The organism is Sporosarcina sp. ANT_H38, from assembly GCF_008369195.1.
GTDB lineage: Bacteria > Bacillota > Bacilli > Bacillales_A > Planococcaceae > Sporosarcina.
Genome location: NZ_VOBC01000001.1, coordinates 2,254,808 through 2,270,776, shown reverse-complemented (window position 1 = coordinate 2,270,776; position 15,969 = coordinate 2,254,808). Strand labels below are relative to the sequence as shown.

General features: G+C 40.0%; 15 protein-coding genes. 8 read left to right on the top strand and 7 right to left on the bottom strand.

Features of this window, described 5'->3' with window-relative positions:
- The first annotated feature begins 55 nt into the window (after window positions 1–55).
- From FQ087_RS10765 to FQ087_RS10740, 6 genes are all read left to right on the top strand, one after another.
- Window positions 56–2,101 (top strand): putative bifunctional diguanylate cyclase/phosphodiesterase, encoded by a 2,046-nt coding sequence (locus FQ087_RS10765; RefSeq protein WP_149580439.1) that lies wholly within the window; start codon window positions 56–58, stop codon window positions 2,099–2,101.
- 114 nt (window positions 2,102–2,215) lie between these two features.
- Window positions 2,216–2,974: a 2,4-dienoyl-CoA reductase gene (fadH, locus tag FQ087_RS10760; protein WP_149580438.1), complete on the top strand. Its 759-nt coding sequence runs from the start codon at window positions 2,216–2,218 to the stop codon at window positions 2,972–2,974.
- A 49-nt stretch (window positions 2,975–3,023) separates the two neighbouring features.
- Window positions 3,024–3,257 carry a hypothetical protein gene (locus tag FQ087_RS10755; RefSeq protein ID WP_255452218.1) on the top strand — a complete coding sequence of 78 codons (234 nt, stop codon included), beginning with the start codon at window positions 3,024–3,026 and terminating at the stop codon, window positions 3,255–3,257.
- Window positions 3,258–3,364: 107 nt separating this feature from the next.
- A complete protein-coding gene (cbpB, locus tag FQ087_RS10750) occupies window positions 3,365–3,805 on the top strand; it encodes a cyclic-di-AMP-binding protein CbpB (RefSeq protein ID WP_149580437.1) in 441 nt (146 codons plus the stop codon).
- Between the two features lie 55 nt (window positions 3,806–3,860).
- Window positions 3,861–5,363: an MDR family MFS transporter gene (locus FQ087_RS10745; protein WP_149580436.1), complete on the top strand. Its 1,503-nt coding sequence runs from the start codon at window positions 3,861–3,863 to the stop codon at window positions 5,361–5,363.
- Window positions 5,344–6,237, top strand: coding sequence for a transcriptional regulator CcpC (locus tag FQ087_RS10740; RefSeq protein ID WP_149580435.1), 894 nt, complete (start codon window positions 5,344–5,346; stop codon window positions 6,235–6,237). Before FQ087_RS10745 ends, FQ087_RS10740 begins: the two co-directional genes overlap by 20 nt.
- 1,088 nt (window positions 6,238–7,325) lie before the next feature.
- Here FQ087_RS10740 and FQ087_RS10735 read toward each other — a convergent pair.
- The 7 genes from FQ087_RS10735 to FQ087_RS10705 all read right to left on the bottom strand — a co-directional run bounded on the left by FQ087_RS10735 (window position 7,326) and on the right by FQ087_RS10705 (window position 14,814).
- A complete protein-coding gene (locus tag FQ087_RS10735; RefSeq protein ID WP_149580434.1) occupies window positions 7,326–8,519 on the bottom strand; it encodes an MFS transporter in 1,194 nt (397 codons plus the stop codon).
- A gap of 342 nt (window positions 8,520–8,861) precedes the next feature.
- Window positions 8,862–9,935 (bottom strand): ABC transporter substrate-binding protein, encoded by a 1,074-nt coding sequence (locus FQ087_RS10730; protein ID WP_149580433.1) that lies wholly within the window; start codon window positions 9,933–9,935, stop codon window positions 8,862–8,864.
- Window positions 9,932–10,732, bottom strand: a complete 801-nt coding sequence (locus FQ087_RS10725) for an ABC transporter permease (protein WP_149580432.1) — start codon at window positions 10,730–10,732, stop codon at window positions 9,932–9,934. Before FQ087_RS10725 ends, FQ087_RS10730 begins: the two co-directional genes overlap by 4 nt.
- On the bottom strand, window positions 10,716–11,540 hold the full coding sequence (locus tag FQ087_RS10720; protein ID WP_149580431.1) for an ABC transporter permease: 825 nt from the start codon (window positions 11,538–11,540) through the stop codon (window positions 10,716–10,718). Before FQ087_RS10720 ends, FQ087_RS10725 begins: the two co-directional genes overlap by 17 nt.
- Entirely contained in the window at window positions 11,533–12,636 is a 1,104-nt protein-coding gene (locus FQ087_RS10715; protein ID WP_149580430.1) for an ABC transporter ATP-binding protein, read from the bottom strand. The genes FQ087_RS10720 and FQ087_RS10715 overlap by 8 nt, the downstream gene beginning before the upstream one ends.
- A gap of 17 nt (window positions 12,637–12,653) precedes the next feature.
- Window positions 12,654–13,196 carry a helix-turn-helix domain-containing protein gene (locus FQ087_RS10710; RefSeq protein WP_149580429.1) on the bottom strand — a complete coding sequence of 181 codons (543 nt, stop codon included), beginning with the start codon at window positions 13,194–13,196 and terminating at the stop codon, window positions 12,654–12,656.
- 163 nt (window positions 13,197–13,359) lie between these two features.
- A complete protein-coding gene (locus tag FQ087_RS10705; RefSeq protein WP_149580428.1) occupies window positions 13,360–14,814 on the bottom strand; it encodes a hypothetical protein in 1,455 nt (484 codons plus the stop codon).
- A 72-nt stretch (window positions 14,815–14,886) separates the two neighbouring features.
- On the opposite strand from FQ087_RS10705, the gene FQ087_RS10700 reads away from it, so the two are divergent.
- Together FQ087_RS10700 and FQ087_RS10695 are read left to right on the top strand one after the other, a co-directional pair.
- On the top strand, window positions 14,887–15,210 hold the full coding sequence (locus FQ087_RS10700) for a hypothetical protein (RefSeq protein WP_149580427.1): 324 nt from the start codon (window positions 14,887–14,889) through the stop codon (window positions 15,208–15,210).
- Between the two features lie 198 nt (window positions 15,211–15,408).
- A complete protein-coding gene (locus FQ087_RS10695) occupies window positions 15,409–15,951 on the top strand; it encodes a peroxiredoxin (RefSeq protein WP_149580426.1) in 543 nt (180 codons plus the stop codon).
- Window positions 15,952–15,969: the final 18 nt, after the last annotated feature.

Sequence of the window (15,969 nt, the reverse complement as noted above, 5' to 3'; positions counted from 1 at the left end):
TTGCCTGGACTACTTGTCTAATCTTTAGACAAATGTACAACAAACGGAGGCATATATGGGATACGTTAAGATTGAGGAGCGTTTAGATAAAATTATTGAATCATATATTTTTGACCATTCGTTCAAGATGACCATACTTATAGAGAAAAATAAACTAGGCAATTTTGATGTGCTTTATGCCAATTCATTGGCCGTGCAATACTTTTCAGCTGAGGTACAACAATCAGCAGACTGTTTTTTTGGAGATTTGTGGATCCCAATTAAGCGCAAGCTACAAACTCAAACAAATATTATGACTGAAATCCAATCGAATCGAGATGGGACAAATGTATTATTCGAACTGGATATTCAATGCCATACTGAAAAATGTGAACGGGAAATTATCTTCATTGACTTACGTGAGAGGCTTGATATCAAAGCTGAAAGGGAGTCTCAGACGGAGTTGCTACATAAATATAATTCTGTCATCGAACATAATCTCGACCCAATCATAACCATCGATAAGAACTTTAAAGTTATCTACGCGAATCGGGCAGTCTATTTAGCTTTCGGTTATCGATTTAAAGAACTTTCAGGTCGTTCAATCTTTAATCTTGCTACGGAGGTTGAAGTCGGAGAATTCAAGCTTTTTTTGTCCCGCTCACTCGCTGGCGAATCAATTGAGATGGATGGTACACCCATTTTTCATAAAAAGGGTCATTTATTACCCACTTACTTGAAGACGATTCCAGTCTTTGTTAATGAAGATGTAAAAGAAGTTCAGTTGATATTACGGGACACATCTGTTCATCAGAAAAATAATGAAAAACTTTTTTTCCTATCCTATCATGATCATTTGACGGGTCTTTGGAATCGTCGTGCGATGAAAGAGCATTTTACGGAGGACTCTCTCTTTTCTCTTAAAAGCGATAAAAGGCTTTCTTTTATCCATTTAGGACTAGACCGTTTCAAATTAATAAATGAATCGCTTGGACATAATGGTGCGGACGAAATATTGAAGATGGTTGCGGAACGATTGAAGGTTATCTGTCCTGCATCTGCCAGATTATATCGTAATGGCAGCGATGAATTTATCGTTTCATTGCAAAATCATTCCGTGCCTAAGACGGAGAAGTTTGCACAACAGTTACTGAATGATTTCGGTAAACCATTTTATTTTAATCATCAGGAGTATTTTATCTCCGCATCCATTGGAATTGCTGTTTATCCTGAAGATGGAAAAACGCTGGAGGACCTATTACGGAAATCGGAACAAGCGCTTGTCTTTGTAAAAGATCGTGGTCGATCCCATTACCGTTTCTATCAAGAAGAGATGAATTCTTCCTTCCCGGATGAAGCACTGATGGAATCGCATTTGCGCAGAGCGATTGAATTAAATGAACTGACGGTTCACTATCAACCGCAAGTCGATTTGAAAACGGGGCAAATTAGCAGCTTCGAAGCGCTTCTTAGATGGAACAATGGCAAATTTGGATTTGTTTCACCAGTGCAATTCATACCCATTGCTGAGGACTCAGGCCTTATTCATGGAATTGGTGATTGGGTGTTAGACCAAGTATGTCGTCAATTGAAAGAGTGGCAGGAAAAACAGTTTAAAGCAATCAGGATTGCAGTGAACATATCGCCAAAGCAATTTAGAATGGAAAACTTTGTAGATAAATTGAAAAAGAAAATTGCTTACTATGGCATCGTCCCTTCTTCTCTTGAAGTGGAGATCACAGAGGGCGCATTAACGAAAATAGACGAAACAATATCGACGTTAAATGAACTAAAGAAAATTGGTATTTTCATTTCTGTTGACGATTTTGGAACGGGTTACTCATCCCTCAGTTACTTGAAGCAATATCCAATCGACATCATTAAAATAGACCGATCATTTATTAAAGATATTGAAACTGATGTGAAAAATGAAGCAATAGCAAAGACAATTATTAGTCTAGCACATAGTCTTGGTATGGAAGTCATCGCGGAAGGCGTAGAAAAGGATTTACAGGCAACAATTCTATTAGAAGCCAAATGTCAGAAAGCGCAAGGGTTTTTGTACAGTAAGGCAGTTCCGGCTGATGAGATTGTGGAAAGATATTTTACGAATAAAGTGTAAGACTGTAAACGGACAAAGGAGAAAATTCGTTGTCCGTTTTTGGTCTCGTCATGAAGGCGATAACGTGCTACAATTATGAGTGAATATTCATTCATTACATTAGGGGGAATTACTATGTTTAATGAAAAGGTTATAATTGTAACAGGTGGATCGAATGGAATGGGGAAATACATGGCGAAGAAATTTGCTGCGGAAGGTGCACAAGTCGTCATTACAGGTAGAGATTTAGATCGGCTGAAAGCGGCTCAGGAAGAAATTGGTGCACATGCACATCTATTTCAGATGGATGTAAGGAATGTTGAATCCGTCGAAGCACTTATCGCTTTTACGGATGAGAAGTTTGGACGAATTGACGGATTAGTAAATAATGCAGCTGGAAACTTCATTGTAAAGGCGGAAAAATTATCGCCGAATGGCTGGAAGTCAGTTATTGATATTGTATTAAATGGAACTTTTTATTGTTCAAGTGCTGTTGGAAACTACTGGATTGAAAAGGGCCAAAAAGGGTCTATTTTAAATATGCTTGCAACGTATGCTTGGAATGCAGGCGCTGGCATTGCCCATTCCGCAGCAGCCAAAGCAGGTGTAATGTCACTAACACGGACATTGGCGGTTGAATGGGGAACGCAATATGGAATCCGTGTGAATGGTATTGCACCGGGTCCGATTGACCGCACAGGCGGCGCAGAAAAATTATGGGAGTCGGACGAAGCTGCAAAGCGCACACTGGAATCGATTCCTTTAGGTCGTCTAGGACAACCGGAAGAAATTGCGGAGCTAGCTGCATTTATAATGTCAGACAAGGCATCTTATATGAATGGAGAAATTGTGACACTTGACGGCGGACAATGGCTTAATAAATTTCCGTTTTGATGATTAACTTTTTCGAATAAGCGCATCCTACTTTAAAAAGGAGGGATGTATGTTGGATGTATGGACAGTTCCATTAATTATCGTAGTTTTGATCATTTGTATGGTCGGCTTTAACGCCGTGCGAAAATGGAGCAAGGCGGGGGTTGTTGTTGAGGGACAGGCTGGTTCGATTCCAGCATCGATTGAAGAGCATCCATTTACATTAAATCCGATTATTTGGGTAGCACTCATTGCCGTATTTTTCATGGGGATCGTCATTTTTTATTACGCAACCTCTTCTTAACGGAAGGGGTTTTCTTTTTCATTTTCGAGGATAGAAAGTCCTTCTTATGATATGATAGATATGTAGTTTTAAGATGAACAGCATAGCTACAGAAGGAGTAGATTTACATGATTTCTATAAACAATAGGGATTTTCTTTTCACACCGATAGCGGATTTTATCATTTCTTCTGAAAAAGTTGCGCATGTTCAGGTTGGAAATAATGCAGAGCACGCCCTCCTTGTTCTAACAAAAACAGGTTATTCAGCTATACCGGTCCTTGATGCGAAATACCGTTTAAAAGGGTTGCTCAGTATGGGTATGATTACTGATTCTATTTTGGGCCTTGAACGTATTGAATATGAACGTCTTGCCGATTTGAAAGTTGATGAAATTATGCAAACTGATTTGCCATCCATAAAAACGACGGATCGGTTCCAAAAAGGGCTCGATTTATTAATTGATCATACATTTCTTTGCGTGACGGAAGAAGACGGCACATTTGCAGGCATATTAACGCGAAGAGTAATAATGAAGCAGTTTAAAAGATATATTTACTCGGTTGAATAATTGTTATGGTTAAATTGCGGGCTCCTAGAGGGGCCCTTTTCTGTTTGGAAGGAGAATGAGAACAGTGAAAAATAGTAAAGTAACGAATCGGCCGTTTGTACTCATTGCTGTTATGCTAGCAATGTTTGTCAGTGCTGTGGAAGCCACGATTGTAACAACAGCAATGCCTTCGATTGCTTCAGACCTTGGTGGTTTTTCAAGGTATAGTTGGGTTTTTTCTTCGTATTTACTGATGAGTACGGTTACAGTTCTCATTTATGGTAAATTGGCGGACTTATTTGGTCGAAAACCAATTATATTTATTGGGTTAACGTTATTTCTTATTGGGTCCATTTTAAGCGGTTTTGCTGTTTCTATGGAACAGTTAATCGTATTCAGGTTAATTCAAGGCCTTGGTGCAGGTGCAGTTATGCCAATAGCTACGACGATTGTCGGCGATATGTATACGACGAAAGAACGGGCAAAAATCCAAGGATATTTATCAAGTGTATGGGGGATTTCAGCTGTATCTGGACCCGTGATTGGAGGATTAATTGTCCAATATATGAATTGGAAGTTTGTCTTCTGGGTGAATGTGCCACTCGGAGTCCTAGCGATGGTTGGTATTTACCTGTTTCTTCATGAGCCTCAGCGAGCGAAAAAAGTTTCCATCGATTACAAAGGTGCCTTTTTACTTATGCTATCCTTATCTATTATTTTATTCTGGCTTGTTGAAGGTGGTCAAACATTTGATCGTTTTTCGTTATACAGTATTACTCTATTCATTGTAGGACTTGGATCGTTGGTGTTATTTGTCAGTGTCGAGCAGCGAGCAATAGATCCAGTGATGCCGTTTGCGTTATGGAAAAACCCTGTAATCTTGTATTCGAACCTCGTGTCTTTAACGACAGGAGTCATATTGATAGGCATATCTTCTTATTTACCGACATTTGTGGCAGGTGTGATGGAACAGCCTGCGATTATCGCAGGATTCACATTGACCGCAATGTCAATAGGTTGGCCGATTGCATCATCAGTCGCGGGACATCTGTTAATCCGATACGGTACGTTTCTCGTATCTTTTACGGGTGGGTTATCGCTCATTCTGGGAACATCTTTGTTTGTCGTAATGGATGCTGGATCAGGACCTTGGTGGGCTGCAATGGCGAGCTTTTTTGTAGGTGTCGGAATGGGATTAACGAGTACATCGTTCATCGTCACAATTCAGGCAGCAGTCCCGAGAGAAACGCGTGGATCTGCGACGGCTGCTAATATGTTCATGAGGAATTTTGGAAACACGTTTGGTGCAGCGCTGTTCGGCGCGATTTTAAATGGCATGTTAATGGCACATTTCAGAAAAGACGATTTGGATTATAGCTTAGATGATGTCAATTTGCTATTAACGGATGACTTGAGGCAGATGACAGCTGCCTCAAAAGTACAATCATTACAAAATGCACTTGATGGTTCGTTGCAGTGGGTATACATTACAGTAGCTATTTTTGCTGTTTTCAGCTTGTTCCTTATACTGAAAATCCCACGTGGAAAGGGGTATTTTAATGACAACGACAGAACTTGAAATCATAAAAGCGTTAGCAGAAGAAGGGAATATGCGAAAAGCGGCAGAGCGCCTTTTCTTATCGCAACCGGCTCTATCACAGCGATTACAGTCTATTGAGAAGGAGTGGGGTACGTTATTGTTCATCCGATCCCAGAAAGGGCTTGAGCCAACGCCAGCGGGAGAACTTGTCATCACTTATGCACGTGAAGCAATTGTGAAACGTGAAGAAACGTTCGAAATGATCGCTTCGATGGCGGATAAAGTGCACGGCACATTGAAAATTGCTTGTGCATCGATCGTAGGGCAGACGTGGTTGCCTCAAGTATTGAAAGAGTATGTCGAAATGTATCCTGATGCCAAGATTTCGCTAATAACAGGGTGGAGTTCGGAAATTGTAAAAGCATTATACGAGGGGGAAGTTCACGTTGGAATTGTGCGGGGGCAAGTAGATTGGAAGAGTAGAAAAACATATTTATTCCGAGATCACCTCTATTTGGTAGATCGTGAAATTACGTCAATCGGTGAATTGAAAGATACGAAACGTCCATTTATCCAATTTAAAAGTGATTCGAATTATCATATGGAAATCCAACGTTGGTGGCAACGTCATTTCGACCAGAATCCGGGACGTCAAATCACAGTCGACCAGATTGAGACTTGTAAGCAACTAGCGTTAAATGGGATTGGATATGCGATATTGCCATCGATTACGCTGACAGGTGATGAAGATGTCAATAGAATGCCTCTCTTGAATAATGAAGAGGAGTTTGAATTGACACGGGATACATGGTTGATTGGTTATGAATCTTCATTTGCACTTAAACAAGTGGATGCATTTACCCAAATTGTACAAGGTCACGCAGAAAGATTGAGAGGGAATTACAATTATTAATAATTTGGTGTTCAAGCTATCTGGTTCGTACTTGTTAGCAATAAGGTGGGGAAATGTTAAAAGATACGGAGTGCAGAATTGCTGATTTTATAGGCGATGAACTTATTATTTCACGTCTGTTGAATATCCATTTATTTGCATGAAATACTGTTGAGAAGGTTTGATAACCTCTATTTTCACTGGACTATTTTCAGACCGCTTTCGGCTAACTATTCATGACAGATTTAGGGAGGAATTGCAATTCATTCCTCCCTCCCAAGAGGGGGAAAAGTGTGGCTAGAAGTGACTCCGTCACTTCTAGCCACACTTTTTTTCATTAATCCTGTTGTGAATAGTTGCCTGTCGCGTTCCTACAATATTAAAGTGAAAAATGTGGTTGTTTTGGAAGAAAAAAATAGATGATATTCTATGGAGAGTGTAAGTACCCGAAGATGCAATTTCGGGCACTATAGTACTTTGTATAACGTGTTCCTTGCTTACTTTTAGTGAAAATTATGCATCTAAGCTTGTGTTGCCTATTAGAAAGTGAACTTTTTTAAAAACCGTAGAGAAAGCAGCAGCCGTCAAAATTGCATCTTTTGCGGCTTTTCTCTATGTAAGAAGCCAGCTATTCTTTCGTCCCCAAAAACTTCAGCACACTGTGTACTAATGCATTTTGAGCGCGACGGATGAAGGGCAACCATACTAATCCAGACATCTCAATAATCGTACTAGAAGTTATTCATTCCAAAAACGCAACTATACAAGTAGCGGCCAGGGGGTGATCAAGCTATTAACTGGTTAATTTTGGTTGATAATCAGACGTGATATTATTTATCAATAGTACTTTACGCCGTTGCGGTATGTTCAAAGGGCATTCAAAGAAGCTAAGATGGAATGATGACTTACGACAGAAAAGCCCCATCACACTGGGGATTTCTGGTGCGATGGGGCTTTACTTCATAGAAAAGAAAGTATGGTTTTTTTAATTTAGGTCGTGGTATAGGCTTCAGTCGTCAGCCCCTGGTCTTACATGAAGCGGGGATTCGAATGGATCTGTTTCCCTCCTAGTTGTCGGGGCTAAACGGCGTACTCCGCTTTTCATAGGTTTATAAACCTGAAAGTAAATCACTGCTTCGTTTTGCCCAATAAGATGCAATGGTAAAACAGATGAGCAGGATGATTGTGCCGATAATATAAGGATAGAGGATATTGATATCAAACAGAATGCCTGCAAGTGCCGGCCCAACCATGTTTCCAAGACTCATGTATGCAGTCATCATGCCTGCAGCGAAACCTTGTTCTTCCCCCGCAAGTTTCGAAACGAGTGTGTTGACGGCTGGCCGCAGAAGGGATGTGGCAGTGAAGAAAATCGTTGCCACGAAAAGAATCATAAAGAAGGAATTGACGAATACAATACCAATCATTGCAAAAGCAGCGATGATAAGGTTTACAAGAATGACTCGCATTTCTCCAAATCGCTTGAACAATTTGCTGATGACGAATGTCTGTGCAATAACTCCAACAAAGCCTCCAACTGTTATAATGACAGCGATTTGAGCGGGGGTATAGCCGTATTTATGGTCCACATAAAGTGCTATTGTAGATTGGAAATTAGCCAAACCGAATGAAAAGACAAACATGACAATTAGCATGACAAAGTAAGGAGTTGTCGTTGAGCGTTTCATCTGCTTGAAAAGATTTTCTCTCTTGTTCTTATTTTTAGATTCGTTCGCGCTACGTGGCGCGGGGTTCGGTAAAGCAAAAACGGAAATAAGCGCTGCCGTCAGTGCTGCTGCTGTCGAAATGTAAAAAGGGAACTGTAAGCTTACTTTTGAAAGAAATCCGCCGATTGCAGGTCCAATCATGAAACCTAGCGACATAGAAGCACCGAGTAGGCCCATTCCTCTTCCTCTGTTTTCGTAAGATGTAATATCAGCAACGAATGCCATCATCGGAGGTACGATGAATGCGGAGCCAAGACCAGAAAAGAATCGAGCGGCAAACAGCATCCATAATTCGGTGGATAGTCCGAATGCAAGTTGTGATAGGCCGTAAATAATTAATCCTACAATAATTAGTTTTTTTCGTCCGTGCTTATCAGATAAATCGCCGGCAATCGGAGAAAAGATAAATTGTGCAAATGAAAACATGGCGATCAGAAAGCCAAGAGCTTGACCAGCAACACCAAACGTACCCAAGTATTCAGGCATAATTGGAATGATGAGACCGATGCCTGCCATGGCGACGAACATGTTGAACATTAAAACGTATAAGGCGAAATTATTAGATTTCACTGTCATAATTACCCCAACTTTCCAAATTGTTTCGTGTCACTAAATTATGATACCACAACCTGTAAATTGATACCTTGTAATGTAACCTTTTTTCAGAAAGTAAAGACGACCTTCGCGTGTGTGAAGGTCGTCTGAATCATGTCTAGTGTCCAGTAGCCAGACGCTGGGGAGTAAGTCGTGTCAGCCATGCGGCCAAGGTCTACTGCCTTGCTGACCTTCCTCATGCCTGTCGCATCTAGATGGCCGCTTAGTCTAGCAGGAAGCTAGTCATGCAGTGGAGAGGGATTGAACTGCATCCTTCTTTATTGCGACAGGACGTCGCGTGCTTAGACTGCCTTCCTAATTTCGTTACTTCATATCCATTTTGAATTCCAGGAACAATTCATTATAATGGCCAAGCATTTCAAGACCGAGATTTCGATATACTTCAAGATGATCGCGTGCTTCTTCGTCAGGATAGAAACGCTCATCTTCAGTCACTTCAGGATCCATAAGATCGAGAGCGGCTAAATTTGGTGTAGAGTAGCCAACATAGTCTGCGTTTTGAGCAGCTACTTCAGCATCAAGCATGAAGTTGATGAAAGCATGCGCACCCTCTATATTTTTTGAAGTACGGGGAATAACCATATTATCGAACCACAGATTTGAACCTTCTGCAGGAACAATATAATCGATATTCTCGTTCTCAAACATCATATCTGCCGCTTGACCTGACCAGGTGAGCGAAACGGCACTTTCTCCATTAATCATTAGTTGGGTCACTTCATCCCCGATGACGGCTTTGACATTGGGACTAAGTGCTTTCAGCTTATCCGTCGCTTCACGCAATTCGTCCATATTGGTGGAGTTCAATGAATAGCCTAATGAGTTCAGGCCCATTCCGATGGTCTCCCGTGCGCTATCGACAAGAATAACTTGCTGCTTAAGTGAGGGATCCCATAAATCATCCCAGCTTTCAAATGTCTGTCCTTTGAGAAGGGAAGGATTGTATGCGATCCCGACAGTTCCCCAAAAGTAGGGAAGTGAATATTTATTGTCTGGATCAAATGGTAAGTCGAGAAAATAGGGGTCGATATTTTTGATGTTTGGAATTTGAGAATAATCAAGTGGAAGAAGAAGATCTGCTTCCTGCATCATCTCTATCGTATATTCCGATGGCATTGAAATATCGTAAGCTGTACCGCCTTGTTCAATTTTTCCCATCATACCTTCATTCGAGTCAAACGTTTCGTAGGTAACTTTAATGCCTGTTTCGTTCTCAAACTGTTTTAGTAAATCAGGGTCGATGTATTCACCCCAATTATACACAGTAATTGAATCCTTGCTAGCACGACCTTCACCTTCATTTAACTTGGCATTGACGAACAGTAAAATAGCGGAAACAATAACAATGACTAACGCAGCCCGTAAAATATCTTTCATTTCTTCACCCCCGAAAGTGGTGTTTTTGTTTTGCGGCTAATGAAGTAATAGCCTAGAACAAGAACGACTGTCACAAAGAAGATAAGTCCCGACAATGCATTGATTGTCAGAGTAATACCGGCGCGTGCCATTGAATAAATTTCAACAGAAAGTGTTGAGAACCCGTTTCCAGTGACAAAGAATGTTACGGCAAAATCATCGAGAGAATACGTTAATGCAAGGAAAAATCCTGCAAGTATTCCCGGTTTAATAAATGGAATAATAACTCGCGTCAAGACGTCGCGTTTTGAAGCCCCAAGATCGAGTGCCGCATCAATTAGCGTAGGACTCATTTCCTGTAGCTTAGGCAATACCATAATGACAACAATGGGGATACTGAAGGCGATATGGGAAATAAGGACGGATGCAAATCCAAGCTTGACGCCAATCATTGTGAATAAAATTAAGAAAGATGCCCCGATGATGACGTCCGGGCTTACAATCAAAATGTTATTGAGTGACAACACAGCTTTGCGCATCGCTTTATTACGCATGAAAACGATAGACAATGCACCGAGTACACCGATTGCTGTAGAAACAAGCGCTGACAGCAGTGCAACAATAATTGTGTTGAGTAAAATGACGATTAGTCGGGTATCTTCAAACACTGCTGCGTAATGCTCAAGGGTAAATGATTCAAAATTCGACATTCCACCGCCCGAGTTGAATGAGTAAAAGATTAAATAGAAAATCGGAGCATATAAAATAATAAACACTGCGATTAAGTAAATTTTAGGGAGCTTACTTAATTTTCCCATTAATAGTAGCCCCCTTATCGTTACTACTCGTAACCAGCATAATGATGAACATGAATAATATTAGGAATACGGCAATGGTTGAACCCATTCCCCAGTTTTGTGTAACTAGGAATTGCTGTTCGATTGCCGTCCCGAGTGTAATGACTTTGTTCCCAGCAATAAGTCGAGTAATCATGAACAGTGACAAAGCAGGGATGAAGACAACTTGGATGCCTGATTTAACCCCGTTTAAAGTTAAAGGCCAAATGACGCGCCTGAATGTCGTCCATGAATTGGCACCTAGATCACGTGATGCATCGATGAGAGCAGGATTCAATTTATCAAGAGAATTGAAAATCGGTAAAATCATAAATGGAATGAAAATATAAACGGACACGAAAACAAAGCTGAAATCAGTGAAAAGAATTTGCTGCTTACCGATGCCAACCGTTTCCAACAACGCATTTATTGGACCATAGAGACTGAAAAGACCAATGAATGCATATGTTTTTAGAAGTAGATTAATCCAAGAAGGAATAATAATCAGCAAAAGCCAAAGATGCTTATGCTTCGTCTTCGTTAGAAAATAAGCGGTTGGGTAGGAAAAGAGTAAAGTGAACAACGTAATAAGGAACGCATACCAAAATGAACTAAGAGTCAGTTGTAAATAGACAGATGAGAAAAAGTTTTTGTAGTTGTCTAATGTGAAATTGCCACTTAAGTCGAGAAAGGAGTAGGAAATAATGAGCGCAATAGGTGCGATAACAAATAGTAGAATCCAAGTTGCATAAGGAATCGTATACAGTGGACGAAGCAGTTTATTATTCATTATTCAATACCCCGTATGCCTCAAGTCTAGCGTCGAATTCTTCTTCAGATTCGTTTAGGCGCATAACGTGAATGTCTTCAGGATCAAAATCAAGACCGACTTTTACACCGACTTCTGCTTTTTTTGTGGAGTGAACAAGCCATTCGTTTCCATCAGCATCGTAAGTGGAAAGCTCGTAATGAACACCGCGGAATAATTGTGTATCCACTGTTACGTTCATTTTCCCTTTATCGACAGTTGTGAGTTCTAAGTCTTCTGGACGAATGACAATATCTACTTTCTCATTCGGGTTTAAACCTTTGTCTACGCATTCAAATGTCTTTCCAGTAAATTGGACAACAAAGTCTTCAATCATCATTCCTGGAACAATATTAGATTCCCCAATGAAATCAGCGACAAAACGGTTGATAGGTTCATCATAAATATCAAGTGGAGTACCTGATTGCTGGATTTCACCTGCATCCAAGACGAAAATCTCATCGGACATCGCCAAAGCCTCCTCCTGGTCATGTGTGACGAATACAAATGTTTTACCCAATCGTTGCTGTAATTCCCGGAGCTCATATTGCATTTCAGAACGCAGTTTCAAATCGAGTGCTGATAGCGGTTCATCGAGTAAAATAACTTCTGGATCATTGATAATTGCGCGAGCAATGGCGACGCGTTGACGCTGCCCACCTGACATCTCAGCAATTTCTCTATTATCATACCCTTCAAGATTGACGAATTTCAGTGCTTCCATGACGCGTCGCTTAACTTCGTCTTGTTTCACTTTCTTAATACGCAGCCCGAATGCCACATTTTCAAAAACATTCAAATGTGGAAACAGAGCGTAATCTTGAAAAACTGTGTTTACTTGTCGCTCATTGGCAGGTACATCGTTAATTTTTTTCCCATTGAAGAAAATTTCCCCTTCTGTTGCTTCGGTAAAACCTGCGATGAGACGAAGGATTGTCGTTTTCCCGCAACCTGAAGGACCAAGTAGTGTGTAGAATTTGCCACGTTCCATTTCAAATGAAACACTGTTCAATACGGTTGTATCATGGTTATACTTTTTTGTAACATTTTCAAATCGAATAATCGGCTGAGTTGTCATGCTGACACTCCTTTTCTTTATAAGTAAGATTCTGTGGCTACAAGTAGAATTTCGCTTGTTCCGATGTGTGCATTTGCTAAACAGTGTTGTTCGGACGCGTCATAATAGACTGCATCACCTTTTGAAGCGGTGTGTTGTGAATCACCAATACCAATTGTCACCTTGCCTTTTAGAACGTAAATAAACGTTTCGGCAAGGGAAGGTTCGAACTTTTTGAATTCGCCTTCTTCGTAAAATGTGATGTGAACTGGTTCCATTTCATTTTCATTTGACCGGGGCACTAACCAGCGAATGCTGTATTTCATCTCATCATCCGTATATATTGTCTGATTATCAGTCGAGTAGACAACTTGCATATTTTTTTTCGGTTCATCAAAAAATTCTTTAGGAGTCGTTCCTAGCACTTCTAATAAAGCAAAAAGAGTTTCAATTGAAGGAGAGTTCAGGTTGCGTTCTAACTGGGAAATATGACCTTTCGTTAAATCTGTACGTTCACCAAGTTCTTCCTGTGTCAGCCCTTTTTTTAAACGAAGGCTTTTAATCTTACTTCCAATCTCCACAGTTATCCCAACCCATTCGTAATGAAGTTTATTTATAGTATACTTTAAGTTTACTGAAAACCCTTTATAATTATACAAAATTTCATCCGAAAATCAAGCGTTTTTATTCAAAAAAAATAAAACCGGATTAGCCTCCTGTTGAGACAAGAGGGCCCGGTCATTTTCACATACGGGAATTTGATTTCTTTCGGCTCAGCTTACTCATCAACATCTTTCCAAATGTAGTTACGACTAAATAAGCAGAAAGACCAATTCCACTCAGTGCAGTGACAAGTGATATCCATTCAAAAAACGTGTAGGAGGGAATTTCCTTCCAGCCGGAAGGGGTTTTCCAATCTTCAATAACGAGGTTCATGCCATAAATTCCAGATACGACAGTGAAAATAGTGAGAGTGAAAAGAAACATGTTCATCTTGTCAGATGCATGATTTTCTTGACTTTTGTACAGTTCATGCAATGTTGAATTCACTTCTTTGTAAAGGCAATTGATATTGAATGCTCGTCGGAACATATGTGAGAGCTCTTTGCCTTCCGAACGTGTACTCACTTCCTGAGAATAATAGCCTGCTGAAAATAGCGTAATGAACTTAATCAGTGATTTTACATATTCCTCATCTTTTTCCCATTCGATTTGACTATATTCGAAAGACACTCGCAGTAACATAATCTTATAAAAGTAATGGAGAAGAAAATTATTATAATGAGTGCCCATGTATTGTGAAAGTTCCCTAGACATATCTTCAGGTAGGCTGTTTGTTACGGTTATAAATGCATGTTCAGTTGTAACGGTATACTTGTTGGGAGCCCATCTATCATGAAGTGATTTTTTCAGGGAACATTGGATATAGTCCGGATTAGTAGCGGATATGAATGGATCACCATTAGGTAATCTGCCGTCCAAAGTGCCCATTCGATACAATTGATCATCAGTGATAAGAGAATCTTGTTGGCTAAAAAGGAAAGCAGTAGCATACATTCTCTCATCTTCAAAGTAAGGTAGAGAGCCAAAATAGCTGCTCTGCTTATCATCATGCAATATAAACTCTTCCCAAAAAGGACAGAGACATTTAAATAGTAGATGTCGAATAGAAAAGTAACTTACATTTTTAGGGCAGACAATTACCATACCCTGTTCCTCTGCTAATTGAGGTTCTACTACTCTGAAATGATGCATGAAATCAAGAACGTCTGCTAGTTCAGTTCCAGGACTATCTAATTGGACTTTGACAGTCAGAAATGTAATGTCGAAAGGACCAAGTATAATATCGATACTCTGGATAACGAATGGCATATTCGTATGCCTAAGTTTGTATTGAAAGCGTTTCATGATAGACTTTGTAAATCTGTGAAATCCTTTATCATTTAGGGAAGCAGGAAAAAGTTTGTTTTCGATATAGGGTAGAAAATACTGTTTAAGTTCTTTGGTATCAACAGGAATTTCAGCTTCGTTAACGCTATCATAACTTAAAGACTTGTCTATCTGAAAAAAAGAATAGCCATTTTTCTTGAGTATTAACGCAAGGTCACCCTTTCTCATACTGTCATACCTTAGAGGAAGAGTAAATGACATATGCGAATGATGAATGTCCAGTTTAGTAATTGGAATTGTATTCTGCATTTCCATCCATCCTTCATCAATTGAAATTTTGGTTTTTCATGGTACAATATAGCGAATAAAGGGGGGCTTTGATTGGGAAAAAAGAAAGTTTTTTATTTGGACCCAGATGACCGTAAATGGACAATGGAAGACCTCGGAATTAGTTGGGAAGCCATTAGCGTTCTTAGGGAAGATAAAAAAGAAATCGAAGGCATCTTTCTTATGAATAACGGAAAAATCCGTAATTTAGTAGAACTGCCCAATCACTGCAAAATCTGCCTTGATCCACTAGACTATAATGACGAACACGATTCGATATTTTGCCCATCGTGCGATGAATGGCGTGAGAGCTCTTGTAGTGATCCGACTTGCGAATATTGCCTTGCGCGACCTACGAAGCCATCTAATTGTAAATAACACTTACAACCCTTTTCCCCTATTCGGGAGAGGGGTAAACATAATGACTGTATTTCCGACATTAAATTGCCACATATTGAATGGAGTGCTGTTGGCATAAGGCACTCCGTTTGAAATGGGGCCATTTTTTTGTTAGGCTTGATAAGGATTGCACGGGACAGATGTCCTGGCACCAAAGAATTATTGGAGGGGTTATATATGATTCAACGTATGGTAGGTAAGCATGCTCCAGACTTTACTCTGGATGCGGTATTAGCAGATAAAAGTTTTGGTAAAGTAAGCCTTGAAGAAAATAAAAAAAATGATAAATGGACAGTATTGTTCTTCTATCCAATGGACTTCACATTTGTATGTCCAACGGAAATCACAGCAATGTCTGACCGTTATGATGAATTCGAAGACCTGGATACAGAAATTATTGGTCTTTCTACAGATACAATCCATACTCACCTTGCATGGATCAACACAGACCGTAAAGATAACGGCCTTGAGCAACTAAAATATCCACTTGCAGCAGATACAAACCATCAAGTTTCACGTGACTACGGTGTGTTAATTGAAGAAGAAGGTATCGCATTACGCGGTCTATTCATCATCAACCCTGAAGGTGAACTTCAATACCAAACAGTATTCCACAACAATATTGGCCGTGATGTAGATGAAACTTTGCGTGTACTTCAAGCTCTTCAAACTGGCGGACTTTGCCCGGCTAACTGGAGACCTGGTCAGAAGACACTATAAGTAACCATTAAAATTTTA